Genomic DNA, 16,936 nt, shown 5'->3' with positions numbered 1-16,936 from the left:
CATTAATAAAATGAAAATTTTAAACTCACTATTCACCATAACATTAGCATTATTGAGCTATGTTTCCTTAGCTCAGGTACAGGTGACAGGAACTGTTATTGACAATCAGGATATTCCGGTAACAGGAGCGACGGTTTTACTAAAGAGTACAGCAAACACCTTTGGAAAACTCACAAACAACAAAGGACAATTCGAAGCAGAGATCCCTTCGGGTAGTTATACTATTGAAGTCCGTTATTTAGGGTTTCAAGTCTATAGAAAAAATATTGAAACAGGAAATGGTACCACGTTTGATATTGGAATCATTCGACTGGAAGAAGGTACTGAACAACTACAAAATGTTGAGGTTATAGGTCGTGCCAGAACAGATTACAACAGTGATTATTCGTTTTCGTCTACTAAAGTTGCTATCAAAAACAAAGAATTGCCTCAAGCAGTATCAACTATTACCAAAGAATTGATGAATGACCGACAAGCTTTTCAAATAGCTGATGCAATAAAAACGTCCAGTAGTGTCACGCATACAGGATTTTATAATCACTTTAATATCAGGGGGATTATCCAGGCAGAAGATGGTCAGTTGATTAATGGTTTGAGAACGCGACAATATTATTTTTTACAACCGATTACTTCTCATATAGAAAGGGCGGAAGTTATCAAAGGACCATCTTCTGTAACCTTCTCTAGTGTAGATCCTGGAGGGTCAGTTAATTTAGTTACTAAAAAACCTTTAAAAGAGAAAAGAAGAGAGGTCAGTGCCACAACAGGAAGTTTTGGTACCCTTAGAGCAACAGCAGATTTTACAGGACCTTTAAATGAATCAGGAACTTTATTGTATCGTTTGAATGGAGCTGTTCAGGAAGCCAGATCTTTTCGTGATTTGGTAGAGAATAATCAGTTTTTATTAGCTCCTTCCATTACCTTTTTACCTAATAATACGACAGCACTAAATGTAGAGATGATTTATAGCAATGGAAAAGGAAATCTGGATCGTGGTCAACCCTTATTTGGAGCCATTAATGGTAACTTTGATTTGAATAGTACCAAAATTAATACAAATGTTGCTGCTGCAAATGACTTTTATACGTCAAAAGAGTTTATGGTGCTTAGTAATTTCAGTAAAGAGATTACGGATCATATAGGATTCAATGCCTCGTATATGAAACAGACTTGGGAAGAAGATCTTGCAGAGCATCGTGTAGCGGGTGCTGCAGCTGTTGATATAGAAGGGAATGCTATTCCTACATTGGCCGAGTTGCGATACGTAGAAAGACAGCAGTTTTGGATTACAGATAATTATACAGCTTACCTTAATTTTGATTTTGAAAACGATAGTTTTAGCAATAAACTTCTGGTAGGATATGATGGTAGTAGATGGGAGCGTACCGTCGGAGGGTCTTCCAATGGAGCACGTCGTTATAGGAGGCTAAATGGTACCGCAACTTCTTTTAACCCTGAAGAAGCTGATCAGTTTGAGACTATTGATATTGATGGTGTAATAGCACCTAAACCCAATGTTAGTCATTTTGATCTGGCAGATCCCAATAATACCTCAAGAGAGACTTCAGGTTATATCACCTCTGAATTTGCTATTCCGGCAAACCTGACCACTTCTAATGGGATCTACATACAAAACCAATTTAAAATAGGTAAATTTTCGGCGCTGTTAAATCTGCGATATGATTGGTACGAAGATATATTTGATTATGAATCAGATAGTGAACAATCTTATAAGAACGAAGCTTTTATTCCCAGAATAGGGGTGACATATGAAGCGACGGATCAGATTAGTGTATATGCATCTTATGTAGAAGGGTTTCAGCCACAATCTAATACTGTTACCTTATCTCCTTTTACAGAAGACTTTTTCTTTGCAGGTTCTCCAGCCAGTTTTGATCCCTTGGAAAGCAATAATATAGAATTTGGTGCCAAAGGAGAGTTTTTGGGAGGTAAAATGACCGTAAATGCATCGGTATATCAAATTACTCAAAAAAATCTATTACAACAAGATCCTAATGATGAGTCGATATTGACAGAACGAGGAGAGCAGCGCAGTAAAGGGGTTGAGTGGGATCTTTCCGGATACGTAATGCCAAACCTTCAGCTAAGTGCTTCGTACGCTTATATTGATGCGGAAATCATAGAAGATGATGATCCGGCTTTAGTAGGAGAACGTATTGGAGGAGCACCGGAACATAGCGCTAATTTTTGGGGGCGATATGATTTCACACATGGCGTTCTTAAAAATATGGGGCTGGGTCTAGGTATGGAGTACCGAGGAGATCGTTTATCCTGGTATGGAGATCGGCTAACGTTACCATCATATACTGTATTTGATGCAGCGGTATACTATCGTCCAACAGGAATCGATATGCAAATTGCAATAAAGCTTAATAACTTATTTGATGAGACGTACTGGAATGGAGCCCTTAATGCTACCAGACTTTTTCCCGGTGCACCTAGAAATGTATTGTTAACCACAACTTATAAATTCTAACATAATGCAATGGACAAATGTTAGGTTATTTGCATTGAATTTATGGAACAATGCAACGACACCAAAAACTTTTTATGTATTATATTCAGTTTTTATACTGCTAACAGCTTATGCAGCTGTTAGTGGTATAAAAAACTATGTTACCCAAAATAAAATTCGAACAGAGCATCAGGTCAAAGCCAGGCAAAGTTGGGAGGCAAACCCGGATAAACATCCGCACCGGATGGCTCATTTCGGTACTTTTGCATTTCGAATTACCCCAGCTTTAGGAATATTTGATTACGGTTTAGAAAGTTTTATAGGGAATGCAGTTTTTTTGGAAGCTCACCGACAAAACAGTGTGAATTTTTCTGAAGCGACTTTTTCAACGGGGATGCTGAGATTCGGAGAATTGAGTTTAGCGCTTTTATTGCAACTAGTCGTACCTCTGATTTTATTTTTTGTCGGGTTTTCTAGTGTTGCAGCAGATAAACAAAATGGAACGCTAAAAATATTGTTGTCTCAAGGAGCTACCTGGAAAGAGATATTGTTCGGAAAATCAATAGGACTTTTTGCAATTGCTATGTTGTTTTTTGTTCCTGTTTTATTGGTAGTGGTTATTACTTTTCTGGTATTAGGAGAGCAGACCGCAAATGATTTTAGATGGTTACGTTTATTATTGATCACTGGAGGTTACTTAAGCTTTCTATTCATTATATCCTCTCTAACAATAGTAGTATCAGCAAGTAGTAGTAATTCGAAAAACGCATTATTACGCTTATTAGGGATTTGGTTAGTATTGGTGGTATTTTTGCCTAAATCAGCTCAGGCGATGGGAGACTACTGGTTTCCTACCCCTACTAAGCTAGCCTTTCAATCGGCTATCGAGAAAGAGGTGATTCAAAAAGGAGATAGTCATAACCCAAATGATCCACACTATAATAGCCTTCGAGACTCTGTATTAACGGTTCATAACGTAAAAAAAGTAACCGATTTACCCTTTAATTATTCTGGGTTTGTAATGCGAGAAGGAGAAAGAATTACGACAGATTTATATAAAAAACATTATAGAGAATTAGTAGGTATTTATCAACGCCAAAATAATGTAACTCGAGTATCCTCTTTTATAAACCCCTTTACAGCAATCAAACAATTTTCAATGACTGTTGCCGGCACGGATTTTACATCTTATGTAGATTTTCAAAATAAAGCAGATGGCTACCGGTATCAATTGGCACAAACCATGAATGAATTACAAATGGAATATATCAGTCCGAAAAAAGAAAGTGGTTCCGAAGGAAAAACTCATGTAGTAGGGCATGAGCATTGGGAGGATTTTCAAGATTTTAAACATGAACCTATGGCTTTTTCTAATTCAATCAAAGAAGCTTTGCCCGCTATGACTTCGATAATATTGTGGGTTATAGTTGCTTTAGGCTTATTAGTATTTACCTCAAAAAAAGCAAGAGCGATATGATGTTATATAAATTATTTTTGAAACAATGCATTCGATCAAAAGAGGTGTGGATTAGTCTTTTGCTTATTGTAATGTTAGGTATTGTTGGAATTATTATTGGAAATAACCATCTCAAAAAACAGCAAGATGCAATTGCTGAGGTCAAAACATATCAGGAACAACACTTTGATCGACAGGTGTCTCTTCATAATGATGATTTAGGGTTGTTATTGTATTATGCAAAATTTGCCTATATCAATCCCTTAAATCCCTTAGCAGGTTTATCCATCGGTCAGGCAGATGTAAATCCAACTATAAAGCGAATTACTATAAAAACTTTTGAAGCTCAAAAGTATGATACAGATTTGATAAATCCAATGAGCCTTCAATCTGGAAACCTGGATCTTTCTTTTGTGATCATTTATTTATTTCCCTTACTGGTCATTGTAATGGCTTTTAATGTAATTTCTGAAGAGACAGAAACAGGTACCTGGCGTTTGGTTGCTATTCAGACTAGGTCGAAGCTGAAATTTATTATTTCTAAGCTTTTGATACGGTTAATGTTGTTGTATGTTATATTGATTTTTCTTTTTTTAGTTTCGAAGCTAATCCTCAACCTGGTTTTTAATGCAGCCTTTTTTTGGATGGTTGGATTATCAATGCTTTATATCTTTTTTTGGTTTGCGATCTCCTTTTTTGTCATTAGTTTTAAGAAAACTTCAGGTTTTAATGCACTATTACTTTTATCAGTTTGGTTAGTGTTGATTATTCTTTTACCGGCGGGGATAAATGCTTATATCTCTTCTAAATATCCCGTTCCGGAAGCTTTAAACACAGCAATTGCACAACGAGACGGGTATCATGTGAAATGGGATACAGACAAATTAGCTACGATACAGAAATTTTATAAACATTACCCACAATTTGAAAAATACGGGTATCCAACAGAAGGGTTCAACTGGTTATGGTATTATGCCATGCAACAGATGGGAGATGATGATTCCAAAGAAGAACAAGAAGCTTTAGGAGAAAAAATCAAATTACGAGAAGAAGCCAGCAGACGGATTGCATCTGTAATTCCTAACATGCATTTGCAACTTGTTTTTAATCAGTTAGCAGGAACGAGTATGAGTCAACAAATGAAATATTTAGAAGGAACTCATGCATTTCATGAAAAACTGAGATTGTTTTTCTATCCAAAAATATTTGACGGGAAGCATGCTGATACTGTCGATTGGAGCCAATTTAAACCAGCGTATCACCAAACAGAAGTGATTTCAAAACCCATACGGGGAATAATACCGTTACTAATCGCTTCAGGCATTGTTATATTACTATCGATACCTATGATAAGGAGATTATAAGATCAAAAGCGTTTGATTTTTTTTAAAAAAGGGCAAGTTTATTATAAGCTTGTCCTTTTTTGGTTGTCCGGAGCATTCGAAGTTCGAACTTTTTGATACGAGATCAGAGAAAACCGGGAATCTGTAACAGAGAATAGTAGGTGCCTTACTTTATTATATGCTAATCGCTTCTTTTTTTTATAAAATCAATATATTATCAATTTTTTAAGAGTATTTATATAATCCTTAAGTATTTTCTGTAATTTTCTATACAAATACTTAAATTTACATTTTTTATAACAATTATCCTGGGGACCTTATGTATAGAGGAAAATGAAGTGCAAAAAATAATTAACGATACAATTCAAGGAAATGAATTTCCTTTTAATAAGTTTTTGGAAGAGACTTTTCTAGCATTGTACTCCAGATTAGAGATACTCATGACCACAGAAGATGATAGTAAGGATATCCATGAAAATTTTTATTACTAAGCACATTGTCAAATTATACAATAGGAAATACCACTACAGCTTTAACAATCTTCGATCGCCTTGTCAGTTATCCTACTGAAAAAAAAGTTAAAGTAGCACATTGGTTTCAAGGTATTATTTGTTTAGAAAGAGGGGGCACTAAAAAACAAACCAAGAGTTTATCGTGCTTCCTAGTGAGCCATCTTTAGAAATCAAACCAAAAAATATAAGGTTATACAACATACGACTACTACATACACATTGTTTAAAAAACCGCTATGATAAAAAAAATAATATATTGTTTCCTTTTCTTTTTCACCGGAGTTAATATTGCTCAGACATCAAAAGATACCTTAGTTGCTTTTACGTATTATAAAGAAGCAGATTCATTGTTGACGCATAAAAATTATAAAGCATCTATAGCTCTTTTTAATAAGGCATTAGTCATTTATAAAGAAACAGCATCTTGGGAGCGAGTAGCTAGCTGCTATAATAAGGTTTCAGAGAATCTATGGAGATCTAATGCTTTAGAAAAATCACTACAACAAGCAGAAAAAGCACTGGAAATTTGTAATAATCACCTCTCTGAAAATCATCCAGAAGAAGCGAATGCATATGCGAATATAGGGAACTACTACGAAGGAAAAGGGAATTTTAAAAATGTGTTGCCAAATTATGAAAAAGCACTGAAGATACGTGAAAAAATATTTCCAGAACTTCATGTAAGTATTGCCGATTCATACAAGGATATGGGAATCTTTTATTACTATACTAGAAAAAATAAAAAAGCAATAACATGTTATAAAAAGGCCCTGTCTATCTATCAAAAGGTTTTAGAGCCTGAACATAAAAAAATAGGGAATACATATAATAATATAGGAATTATATATGATGAGCTTGAAAAATATGATTTGGCGCTTATTTTCTATAAAAAATCTTTAGCTATTGATATAAAAAAGCGAGGAGAAAACCACTCGGATGTAGCATATACTTACGTAAATATTGGTCTTACCTATTCCAATATGAAACAATTCGATAAAGAATTGAGTTATGGTAAAAAAGCCCTTCGTATTTTAAAAAAGGAGCAAGATACTATTGGGTTGGGTGGGGTGTATCAAAACTTAGGAAACCTTTATGATAGAAGGGGCGAAACTAATAAAGCCTTACAGTATTACAAAAAAAGCCTAAATCTTCGTCAAAAAATTTATGGAGATAAGCATCCAGAAGTAGCGGGTAGCCTTATTAATGTAGGGCTAACATATCAAAATTTAGGCTTAGAAAAAGGATTGTCTTATTGTTATAAAGGACTTGAAATTTTTAAAAATGCCTATGGAGAAAATAATTCTATTATAGCTGATATGTATCAAAATTTAGGAACAACTTATCAAACCAAAAAAGAATTTGATACGGCACTTAACTATTATAAAAAATCCTTAAAAATACGACAAGAAAACTTAAGTAAAACCCATTTAGATATAGTTCGTTCGCATTACAACCTTGGTTCTCTGTACAAAGATCAAGAAAAGCATGTTATCGCTTTGGATTATTATAAAAAAGGGCTTGATATTATAAAAGAATCTGGAAAAATTTCAAAGTTTACTTCTATTTTCTATAACAATATTGGAAGGATATATTTTGAACAGCATGATTATGATAAAGCATTAAGCTTTTTTGATAAAGCATTAATATCAAACACAAAAAAACACTATACAGAAATTACAGCAAACGTTTTTGATCCTGAGCATTATTATTTTAAAGAGAAATTATTTAATGCACTTTTGGGGAAAGCAAAAACATTGCATGAATTATATAAAAAACATCAAAGAACGGACGATCTTAAACAGTGTATTAAAATATATCAAAATTTAGATGTGCTGGTTAGCCGTTTTAGGCAATCATATCAAAATTATAAAGACAAAATAAACTTTGCGGGAGAAGCTAAGGAAATGTATGCTCATGCTATTAAATTACATTTACACAGTTATCAGACAACAAAGGATAAAAATAGTCTGGAACAAGTATTTTATTATATCGAAAGAAGTAAATCTCATACCCTAAAAGAACTTCTCAATGATACAAATGCTAAAAACTTTTCTGAGTTACCCGAAGACATAATAGCCCTAGAAGCTACTTTAAAAACAAATAAAGCTTTTTATCAATCCCAAATTGTTAGACAACAAAGCAAAGATTCTATAGATCTAACCTATATAGAAGAATATGAAAATAAACTTTTCGATACTAATCATAAGCAAGACTCTTTAGCCAAAGTATTAGAAAAAAAATACCCGAAGTATTATAAGTTAAAATATAATAAAAAGCTTATTTCCATTAAAGAAATTCAGGATGCGATAAATGATAAAACAACGATACTGGATTTTTTTGTTACAGATAATACTATCTATGCCTTTATCATTTCTAAAAATACTATTTCAGTAAAGGAATTGTTCATAACTGATTTGAGTGAAAAAGTTCAAAATTTAACAGAAGCAATTGTTTCAAAAAATACTGTTGCATATAAAAAAGTAGCATATTCATTATACCAGGAGTTACTATTTCCTTTACGAGAAACCATAATTGGGGATGAATTAATTATTGTTCCGGACAGCTCTCTTTGGCACGTTAATTTTGATCTTTTACTTACAAAAGAAAATAAGACCAATAATCCAAGGGAATTAGATTATCTGTTGAGAGACTATGCGATTTCATATGCTAATTCGGGACATTTATTATTTGATTCACCAGAAAATGAGACGAAGCAATTTGAAACAAGAGACGAATGCCTTGCTTTTTCATTTTCAGATACGGAAACTGAGACAACAGAAACAATCAGTTTGGCTGCATTAAGAGATGTAGGGTATGATTTACCGGGTACGAGACAAGAGATTACATCTATTTCCAAAATTTTTGATGGACAGTATTATTATGGAACTGCTGCCAGGGAAGCCAATTTCAAAAAAAATGCCGATCGTTATAAAATTATTCATTTGGCATTACATGCAGAACTAGACCCTCAATTCCCGCATCGATCAAAATTATATTTTAATAAGGTAAACGATAGTCTAGAGGATAATTTACTATATGCCTATGAATTATTTGCACTTACTATCCCCGCAGAATTAACTGTATTAAGTGCTTGTAACACAGGATCAGGAAAAGTGGCTAACGGAGAAGGAATTATGAGTTTGGGAAATGCATTTCAGTATGCAGGTACTAAAAGTTTATTACTGAGTAGTTGGGAAGTTTCTGATAAGACGACACCTATTCTTATGAAAGATTTTTATGCTAACCTAAGAAAGGGTATGAGTAAAGCAAAAGCTCTTCAGCAAGCAAAATTAAACTTTTTTAACACCACAGAAGTTTTTTATACAAAACCATTTTATTGGGGGAGTTTTTATATTTTAGGAGATACCAGTCCCATTACGATGAATAATGATATGAATTATAATTATGTAGTGTGGGGGGGAGTAATTTTAATATGCCTCTTAGGATTCTTTATTTTGATTCTAAAACGGAAAGGAAAGATATTCAGGTAATTTTTACAATTTTACCTCTTTCTGACAACTTGTTGTGTATAGCCTCTTAAATTATAATAAGTAAAGAATATTACTTGAAGCTCTTTATTTAAGAAGCATAGTATAGTGCAAAAGGGGAGGCTATAAAGGAAATTCTAACTAAAGTAATCAAAGATTAGATTTCTTTATGAAAAAAGAAATTAAGAATAGTAAAATAACTGCCTGAAATTCTGTGAGAAGCTGTTTTAATATGTGATTATAGTCCACAAAACACTCCTTTTGGATTATAGAATGAGTTTCTATTGATTTTCGAAATAAAACCTTAGCCTCGGTAATATAAGGGGTACAGAAGGTAACAAAACTGGTAAAACAATATGTAGATAAGAAAAAGTGGGGTAAGTGAGAAAATTAAAAAGTAACCTCTATTTTTAAAGATTACTTTTTATTTATTTTTTTGAGCTCTTGTTAAGTAATAAGTCATTCGTTTCATATTTTTACTGTTTAAGAGGTACTTTGTTTTAACAACACTACCATTAGAAATATGATTTGCTAGGAGTTTGTAAGTAACACCAAGCTTCTATATTTATCTTTCTGTAGTGTTTAACAAAAGTCTATTGTTATTCAAGATATACAGTGGCAGATACACCTCCTCTATCTCGGCACCAGCGACTACCGCCTGTTTCTACTGAGCTTTCTGATTCTGCAGATGCTTTAAATGAGTCTCCATTACCACAAATTACTAAACCATACCCAGCTGCGTTGATTTTTGACAATGATTTCCTGTCAATTTGATACTTAGAAAAATTTTTTAAATACATAAAATTTAATTTTAAAATTATTATTTAATAATTTCCAATATAGTAATATTTTTTATTCCTAGCTAAGTATGGATGAAAAAGGACGCCTGAATGCTGATATCCATGAGATGGAGTTGTTGTCTTTGGTTTTAAGAACTTAAATGGACTGACTATAAGGGCATACTTTTTTATATAATCTTTTGTTACCTCTAATCTCTCTGGGTACTAAACTCAGAAAGGAGTCCTTGTAATTTTAAATTTATCTTAATACGGGATGTTTGTTGTTTCCGTACTCTGAAAAAGCGTTTTCTCTGTATTAATATATATCTAATTTCATGTTGTTTACTGTTTAATAAATGTTGTTGTCCTCAGTTTACCCCTCCCGATCAAAGTTCAGCCATTATCCGGGTATTTACTTTGAACTGAGTACTGATTTTTTTTTCGTTTTCCTTTCGTAGATATTGAATGAGTTTAAGTTTTATTTTTTGCCAATATGGTCTGATTTTCAGAGAATATTACAAAATTGGTCTATTCTGATTAATCGAACTTAAGTTAATAGTTATATAAACTTTATGTAAATTACGATATGTCCAAAAAACTATATAAATAAAAATATCATTTTGTTTTACTTTAGATTCCTGTAATACTTAAGTATTCGACAAATTATATAGGTAAATCAGACATTCATTTTTTTGTCTAAAAATCAGATAACTTTTTAAGGCATTACAACTTAGTTTTGGGTGAAATATTTATTAACTAAAATTAAGTCTAAAAATGAAAAAAAAGATTTTTTATTATGGCTTTCTCTTTTTGGGGCTTGCTGCTTGTCAACATGAGGAAGAATCTATTATGGATTATTCAGTAGTAAACGGCGATAAATCAGATCAATTAGGAAATGCAAAAGCAACTACCGATTGCTCTAATCATGTATCCCATACACAAACTGATTCGGATTTCTTTTTACTCGATCAAAAAACAGATTTATTATGGCCAGGTAATATCTTAGGTTCAAAAACAGTCAAAAGTGGGAGTCCATCTTCAGTTCCCATTTATGGAAAAGATAGAAACCCAATAGAAATCAAAATAGATGTCGTATCAGGAGCTTCAACACCAACTAATCGGAAAATTACTGAGCCTACGCCGGGAAAAGTTCAAAATAATATGAATAAAATTTTGGCAGAGTATTATAAAAGTGGAGCAAGTCTTCCTGCTAATTTCGAAGTTTCGATATCACAGATTTTTAATGAAGAACAATTGCAACTTGCTTTGAATGCTGGTTATGCAGGTCCTTCAGTTAATGTTTCAGGGAAATTAGGGGTAGATTTTAATACTAAAAAAACCAAGTTTGCAGTAACTCTAAAACAACGATTTTTTACAATTTCTGTAGCTCCGAAAGAAGGGCTTTCCGGAGATAATGGATGGTTTACCAAAAGCGTGACTCCAGAGAGATTAAAACCGTATGTGACAGATTTTAAGGGGAGCAGTAGCAGTTTAGGAGATAATCCATCTGCATACATCACTTCTGTTGATTACGGTAGATTATTTACAATTATTTATGAATCTGATGATGATGCAACAGATGTAGAAGCTTCATTAAAATTTTCCTACAACGCAGGAATAGTTTCGGCAGATGCAGATGCTTCTGCTAAATATAAAAAAGTAATGAAAAATACTAGTGTAAAAGTGAAACAATTAGGGGGAATTCCTCAAGATGGTCTCACTGCTACCTTAGCTGCATTTGCAAAAGATACAGATATGATATTAGATTTTATAAAAAAAGATACAAGTCCTACTTTAGAAAACCCAGGATACCCTATTTCATACAAGGTCAATAGAGTTTCTGATAATACCGTTTTTCAAGTATCTCAAAATATTTCATATACAGAAAAAAAGAGCTGTTCCTCTATAAGAATACAACCAGAATCTGTAGAAACGAAAGACCTAGCAGATCATGGCACTAGTGGAACAGAATTATATGGTCGAATTACAGTTGATGAAAGTATACCTGGTAAAGATTGGAGAAGGGTAAAGGAGTTAAATTGGGGATATTTGAATAATCCACAAATACCTGTTGATCATTACCCATTCTCAACACGTAATGCAATACAAATTTTAAATGGTCAATTTATAGATGTAAATCTTCCTGAAAAACCAGGTTCTAGATTTAGAATAACAGTAGAGACTTCAGAATGTAATGATAACTGTAATACTGATGTATTCAATCTTACACGAGCAGTAACTTATGTGTTCGAGTATAGTCCAACTACCCAAAAATGGGAAAATGAAAAAGACGAACATATTACAGTTGGCAGTAGCATTGATAAGAAACAAAGAATATCAACTTGGCAATCTATGCCTGATAGATCAGATTCTACATTTCGAGGAGCTGTTAAAGTTAATATCGCTTTACACCAATTTTAAAAACTATAATTATTACAATTCATAATAATACAAACAAAATATTATGAAAAAGAGCTTATTTCTATCCATTTTTTAATATCTATTCTTTTTTACAAAGTTGTCAAAAAGATGATGCAGTTTTAGAATCTGAAGATATATCTGCATCGGAGAGCGTCTTTGATGATACTAATCAAAAAATAGGAAACATCATATCAGTCAATTAGCTAAGTGAATTCTTTCAAAAGCCTTTAAACCTGAATAGAATTTAGAAACGTTTTATGCTAGATATGATAAAGGAAATGGATCTAATCCATCTGTAAATCTAAAACAAAAATATACAGTGGTCATTTAAATGAATTCTTTGGCGGTGACTTCTTTTTTGGTTACAAAAGAGCTCTAAATCGCTTTGGAAGAGATTTGGTAGGGAGACCTGATGGACAGTTTGTTTACCTATCATATGATTGGATCAATTACTGTATGGTTGCAGATGGGCATCTTTCTGAGATAGATAAAGAATTATGAATTGGAGGTTTTTGGAATAATAGAGAAATGATCCGAATTGATATAAAAGGTGCTGAGATATTAAAATCGCTAATTCATAGAATTCCAACAGGTAATGAAGGAGAAGCAAATGACCTTTGGATTCACGGAGGTGTTTTGCCAATTGGATTAAGTGAAGCTGTTTTAGATCAGGGAAACTTCTCTAGATTTAAAATAAAAAATCTTACACTTATAAAATCGCAGAAAAGAAACTAATTGTAAATAAGTTTTTTATACCTAGATACAGTAAAAAGGGAGTAAGTTATAACTTACTCCTTTTTTTAAATGTCAAACTTTCACTATATCATTACTCAGAAGTTATAGTATTTCTATGTTACTCTATCATTTAGTTTGTTCTTAATATATAAACGTATTGCTTGGAATTCAAAAATGGATCGTGTTTTAAAGAAAACCTGTTTGGATGTTCAAGATAGATATGAGACACAATTTTTAGAGATAAGATCAAACAAAGATCATGTTCATTCTTTAGTTTAGTTTACAGTGTTTCAAGAGATAGTTTTATTAGAATAACGTTGATTATAAATAGTTTAAGAGCGTAATAGGTGTTTTGTAAAGCATCTGAAGTAAAAAAAATCTATGGAGAGGTGCATTTTTGAAATAGTGGGTTCTATATTAATACAATTGATCGACTTAGGAACAAAAAAGTGATGGTAGAATGTGTGAGAAATTAAGGTTAAGAACAGGAATATGAGGTTCTTTACCCCTCCAAGTTAAGCCTGAGTTAAACCGAGTTAAACCCGAGTTAATTTAGGTTATTCCTAAAATTAAATACGCATAATTAATAATTTTGTAAACCTAAATCTATATTATAAACACTATATGATAGAATTAGTTCCAACTCTTAATTAACCTTAAATTTTTATGATTAACCCTCCATTAATAAACAATTTTCACATTATTCATATAAACCTAGAAAACATAATTCCAATTAGTTTTTTTATAGTTCTGATATTATTTACAAGAAGACATGTTTGTTTTAAAAAAAAAGCTAATCTGAAAGAAGTTATTGATGTTAAACCAGTACGATCACTACCTAACCTACAAACAGCAATTGATAATTCTTTTTTAAAAAAATTAAACGAGTTTATATATCAAAATGTGGATAATGAAAAACTCAATGTAACCTTTTTGGCAGCTAATTTTTCAATGACTCAAAGAACTTTTTTAAGAAAAGTAAAAAAAGAAACAGGGTTAACGGCTGTATCATATTTGAAACACATTAGATTAGAATATGCCGCCGAGTTATTACTTAGATCAGATTATTCTATTACAGAAATAATGAATAAAGTGATGTATAATAACCTTTCCTATTTTTCTTCTGAGTTTAAAAAAATATATTCTCTTAGCCCGAAAAAATATCGAGAAAAATTCAGAAAAATTGAATGTGTAAAATAAACTTTACGTAAACTGAAAACAATATTTTTAGGAATCTAGTGCTAGAAATATTAAGATTTCGTTCGGTTATTTTTTATTTGGAAAACTATTTCCAATAGTTGCACATTTGTTTAGTAGGATATGTTAGGATATAACTGAATGCCTCTTTTTTCTTATAGGACAAAGTATTATTTTTTGTGTTGTAAAAATTGAAAACTTCAGAAAAAACATATAGGAAAAATAAAATAGTATTAAAAAATACTAACGCTAAGTTTGGATATGCCTGGTGAATATTCTCTATAAGAATAAATGACATTGATATTATTTATGTACTCATGCCCCAGGGATTCATGTACTGTACTGCTATTATCTAGGGGGTTCAAGAAAGATCGTTAGACGAATATTTCAAATAATTAAGAAACCCAACATTGTGTTAATGTTTTCCAAGAGAGGATAAAAAAGCATGGAAAACCTGAGATTATCAATTTTGATCTGGGAATGTGGTTTGCCACACATAAATGGGCAAATTTCATTTTGCATAAAGGGTAAAGGTTTCTATGGAATGGAAAAGAAAGGATTACAGATAACAGGTGGATAAAAAGGTTTTGGAGAAGATCAAAGCATCAATACATTTATCTCATTCCAGCAAGTGATGGAGTGAAGTTATGTCAGAATATCAATTTTTATATTAGCTATTGCAATACGGAGAGAATACACGAAATAAGCAATACAATATCTAATGAAATTTTTAAAAAATAAATACAAAAGCAACAATCAAAAAAAGCCAGACAATATTGTCTGGCTTTTAATACTTTGAGACCTCGGCAGGATTATTGTCGAGCTTTTTTAAAAATAAAAAATTGATAATAAATAATTTAATGTCAGTCCTTTAAATTATTTAACAACTTATTGAGAATTTAAAAAATTAAACAAAAATTCATAATGATAAAAAGTGATCTTTATGTTCCTGAGATCACTTTTTATTTCTTTCCTGAACCTAAAATTACTATTTTTCAACTAATAACCATTTAAGAGACACTTTGTTTTAAAATAACGATGTAGATGGCAGAGCATTCGTAAGTATTCGCCTAATGCTTCCATTTTCCTTAATTAAGGACTTTAATTTAAAGACATTATTTGTCTTTATTTGTCTTTGCAAAAATAGGGTTATTTTGAGTTAGTTCTACTATAGTGTACCCGCATAAAACATTATATTTTTTTATGGTTGACTATCATTTGAAACAAAATTATGGGGTGAAACATCCAATAAAATGATTTGTTTAAATGTATAATTTCAAGTTGAATTTTACGAGCAAAGTAAGTTAAAGAAGATACTTTTGAAAATTTCTTTCCGTACCACTGAATAAGCTTAATGATTATATTTCGGTTTCCAACTGTTTCTGAGAAACGCAGGTCTTCTATTTTAGCCATATTCCAAGATGTATTAATACTTCTTGTAAACAAAGATTGTATATGAGCTGTATTCTGCTTTTCAAGTGTCCATTCTTCTATGTTTGATTTGATAATGTTAGCTTGAATTGCAGATAAAGTTATTCCTTGTCCATAGAAAGGATTTGGAGCACACAAAGCTGATCCTGTTACAAGTAATCCATCTGGAAATTTTTCTAATTTTTCATAATGTTTCCAAATACCTCCTTTCAGTTTGAATCTATAAACGTCTGATATTGGCTGATAATTTTTTATTCGATCATAAAATTGTTTTACTGGAATTGAGTCTTTAGTAAATTTTAAAAAATCACTCACTTTCTTATCCGGAAAATTATTATGCCATCCACCAACAGATACTAGCCATTGATCATTTTCAACAGGAATTATCAAGCCAATTGCTTTTTCTTTTGGAGGCTTAGACCAGACAACAGTTGTTTCATTTTTGTTTGGAGTATTTTTGTCTCTTTTATAGAGTCTTGAAACATATCCAAGGTTTGTTATTATTTCTTCTTTAACAGTTGTTCCTAAACCTTTTAATTTTAATAGTTTATCTGTTTTTGATCCATATCCACTTGCATCTATGACCAAATCAGAGTATAAAACTTTTTCATTGTCATTTAGATAAATTTTTACTCCGGCTACGCAAATTGAATTATTTCTTTTCTCATATAAATAAGAATCAAAAGAGCTATTTGATATTATTTCAATTTTAGAGTTATTGAGGATTCTTTTTTTTACACAGTTATCTAATAGTTTTCTAGAAAAAAAATGTGTATATAAACCCATTTTTGAAATTTTTTTTTTCCACGATCCAAACTGGAACCAATCTATATCTATTCCCATATCTATATAGTTAGCACCTCCTCTTTTTAAATCGTCCATCAACTTCGGAAAAATTTCTTCAATTAATTGCTCACCTTTATTTAACAATACATGTACATGTTTTTCTTGAGGTACATTTTTTCTGTCTTTTTTGAAATTTTCAAATTGTTCTTTTTCAAGTATTAAAACCTTCTCAAACACCTCTGAAATTGCTTCCGCAATTAAACAGCCTGTAATACTTCCTCCTATGATAATAGCTACTTTATTTCTCATAAA

At 31.8% G+C, this 16,936-nt stretch carries 11 protein-coding genes; 9 read left to right on the top strand and 2 right to left on the bottom strand.

Going from position 1 to position 16,936, the window contains the following annotated elements; translation table 11 throughout:
* The first annotated feature begins 10 nt into the window (after positions 1-10).
* The 5 genes from HN014_RS01235 (at position 11) to HN014_RS01215 (ending at position 9,278) form a co-directional block, all read left to right on the top strand.
* Positions 11-2,497: a TonB-dependent receptor gene (locus HN014_RS01235; RefSeq protein ID WP_176027092.1), complete on the top strand. Its 2,487-nt coding sequence runs from the start codon at positions 11-13 to the stop codon at positions 2,495-2,497.
* A 4-nt stretch (positions 2,498-2,501) separates the two neighbouring features.
* Positions 2,502-3,953: a DUF3526 domain-containing protein gene (locus tag HN014_RS01230; protein WP_176027091.1), complete on the top strand. Its 1,452-nt coding sequence runs from the start codon at positions 2,502-2,504 to the stop codon at positions 3,951-3,953.
* A complete protein-coding gene (locus HN014_RS01225; RefSeq protein WP_176027090.1) occupies positions 3,950-5,296 on the top strand; it encodes a DUF3526 domain-containing protein in 1,347 nt (448 codons plus the stop codon). The genes HN014_RS01230 and HN014_RS01225 overlap by 4 nt, the downstream gene beginning before the upstream one ends.
* A 317-nt stretch (positions 5,297-5,613) precedes the next feature.
* On the top strand, positions 5,614-5,766 hold the full coding sequence (locus tag HN014_RS01220; RefSeq protein ID WP_176027089.1) for a hypothetical protein: 153 nt from the start codon (positions 5,614-5,616) through the stop codon (positions 5,764-5,766).
* A gap of 257 nt (positions 5,767-6,023) precedes the next feature.
* Positions 6,024-9,278: a CHAT domain-containing protein gene (locus HN014_RS01215; RefSeq protein WP_176027088.1), complete on the top strand. Its 3,255-nt coding sequence runs from the start codon at positions 6,024-6,026 to the stop codon at positions 9,276-9,278.
* A gap of 596 nt (positions 9,279-9,874) precedes the next feature.
* Here HN014_RS01215 and HN014_RS01210 read toward each other — a convergent pair.
* Positions 9,875-10,030 (bottom strand): hypothetical protein, encoded by a 156-nt coding sequence (locus HN014_RS01210; protein ID WP_176027087.1) that lies wholly within the window; start codon positions 10,028-10,030, stop codon positions 9,875-9,877.
* Positions 10,031-10,828: 798 nt separating this feature from the next.
* Here HN014_RS01210 and HN014_RS01205 point away from each other — a divergent pair.
* The 4 genes from HN014_RS01205 (at position 10,829) to HN014_RS01195 (ending at position 14,410) form a co-directional block, all read left to right on the top strand.
* Positions 10,829-12,475, top strand: coding sequence for a thiol-activated cytolysin family protein (locus HN014_RS01205; protein ID WP_176027086.1), 1,647 nt, complete (start codon positions 10,829-10,831; stop codon positions 12,473-12,475).
* 528 nt (positions 12,476-13,003) lie between these two features.
* Positions 13,004-13,210, top strand: a complete 207-nt coding sequence (locus HN014_RS01200) for a hypothetical protein (RefSeq protein ID WP_176027085.1) — start codon at positions 13,004-13,006, stop codon at positions 13,208-13,210.
* Positions 13,211-13,345: 135 nt separating this feature from the next.
* Positions 13,346-13,489, top strand: a complete 144-nt coding sequence (locus HN014_RS22775; protein ID WP_368660066.1) for a transposase — start codon at positions 13,346-13,348, stop codon at positions 13,487-13,489.
* 387 nt (positions 13,490-13,876) lie between these two features.
* The gene (locus tag HN014_RS01195) at positions 13,877-14,410 is read left to right on the top strand and encodes a helix-turn-helix transcriptional regulator (protein WP_176027084.1); all 534 of its coding nucleotides are present in this window, start codon (positions 13,877-13,879) and stop codon (positions 14,408-14,410) included.
* 1,188 nt (positions 14,411-15,598) lie between these two features.
* On the opposite strand, the gene HN014_RS01190 is transcribed toward HN014_RS01195, so the two are convergent.
* On the bottom strand, positions 15,599-16,933 hold the full coding sequence (locus HN014_RS01190) for a hypothetical protein (RefSeq protein ID WP_176027083.1): 1,335 nt from the start codon (positions 16,931-16,933) through the stop codon (positions 15,599-15,601).
* Positions 16,934-16,936: the final 3 nt, after the last annotated feature.

Source organism: Aquimarina sp. TRL1 (assembly GCF_013365535.1).
Classification (GTDB): Bacteria; Bacteroidota; Bacteroidia; order Flavobacteriales; family Flavobacteriaceae; genus Aquimarina; species Aquimarina hainanensis.
The sequence above is the reverse complement of the archived record's forward strand: the minus strand, read 5'-3'. Positions and strand labels throughout refer to the sequence as shown.

Coding starts and splice junctions, on each gene's coding strand:
- HN014_RS01235 (WP_176027092.1), top strand. CDS start 11: ATGAAAATTTTAAACTCACTATTCACCATAACATTAGCATTATTGAGC.
- HN014_RS01230 (WP_176027091.1), top strand. CDS start 2,502: ATGCAATGGACAAATGTTAGGTTATTTGCATTGAATTTATGGAACAAT.
- HN014_RS01225 (WP_176027090.1), top strand. CDS start 3,950: ATGATGTTATATAAATTATTTTTGAAACAATGCATTCGATCAAAAGAG.
- HN014_RS01215 (WP_176027088.1), top strand. CDS start 6,024: ATGATAAAAAAAATAATATATTGTTTCCTTTTCTTTTTCACCGGAGTT.
- HN014_RS01205 (WP_176027086.1), top strand. CDS start 10,829: ATGAAAAAAAAGATTTTTTATTATGGCTTTCTCTTTTTGGGGCTTGCT.
- HN014_RS01200 (WP_176027085.1), top strand. CDS start 13,004: ATGATCCGAATTGATATAAAAGGTGCTGAGATATTAAAATCGCTAATT.
- HN014_RS01195 (WP_176027084.1), top strand. CDS start 13,877: ATGATTAACCCTCCATTAATAAACAATTTTCACATTATTCATATAAAC.
- HN014_RS01190 (WP_176027083.1), bottom strand. CDS start 16,933: ATGAGAAATAAAGTAGCTATTATCATAGGAGGAAGTATTACAGGCTGT.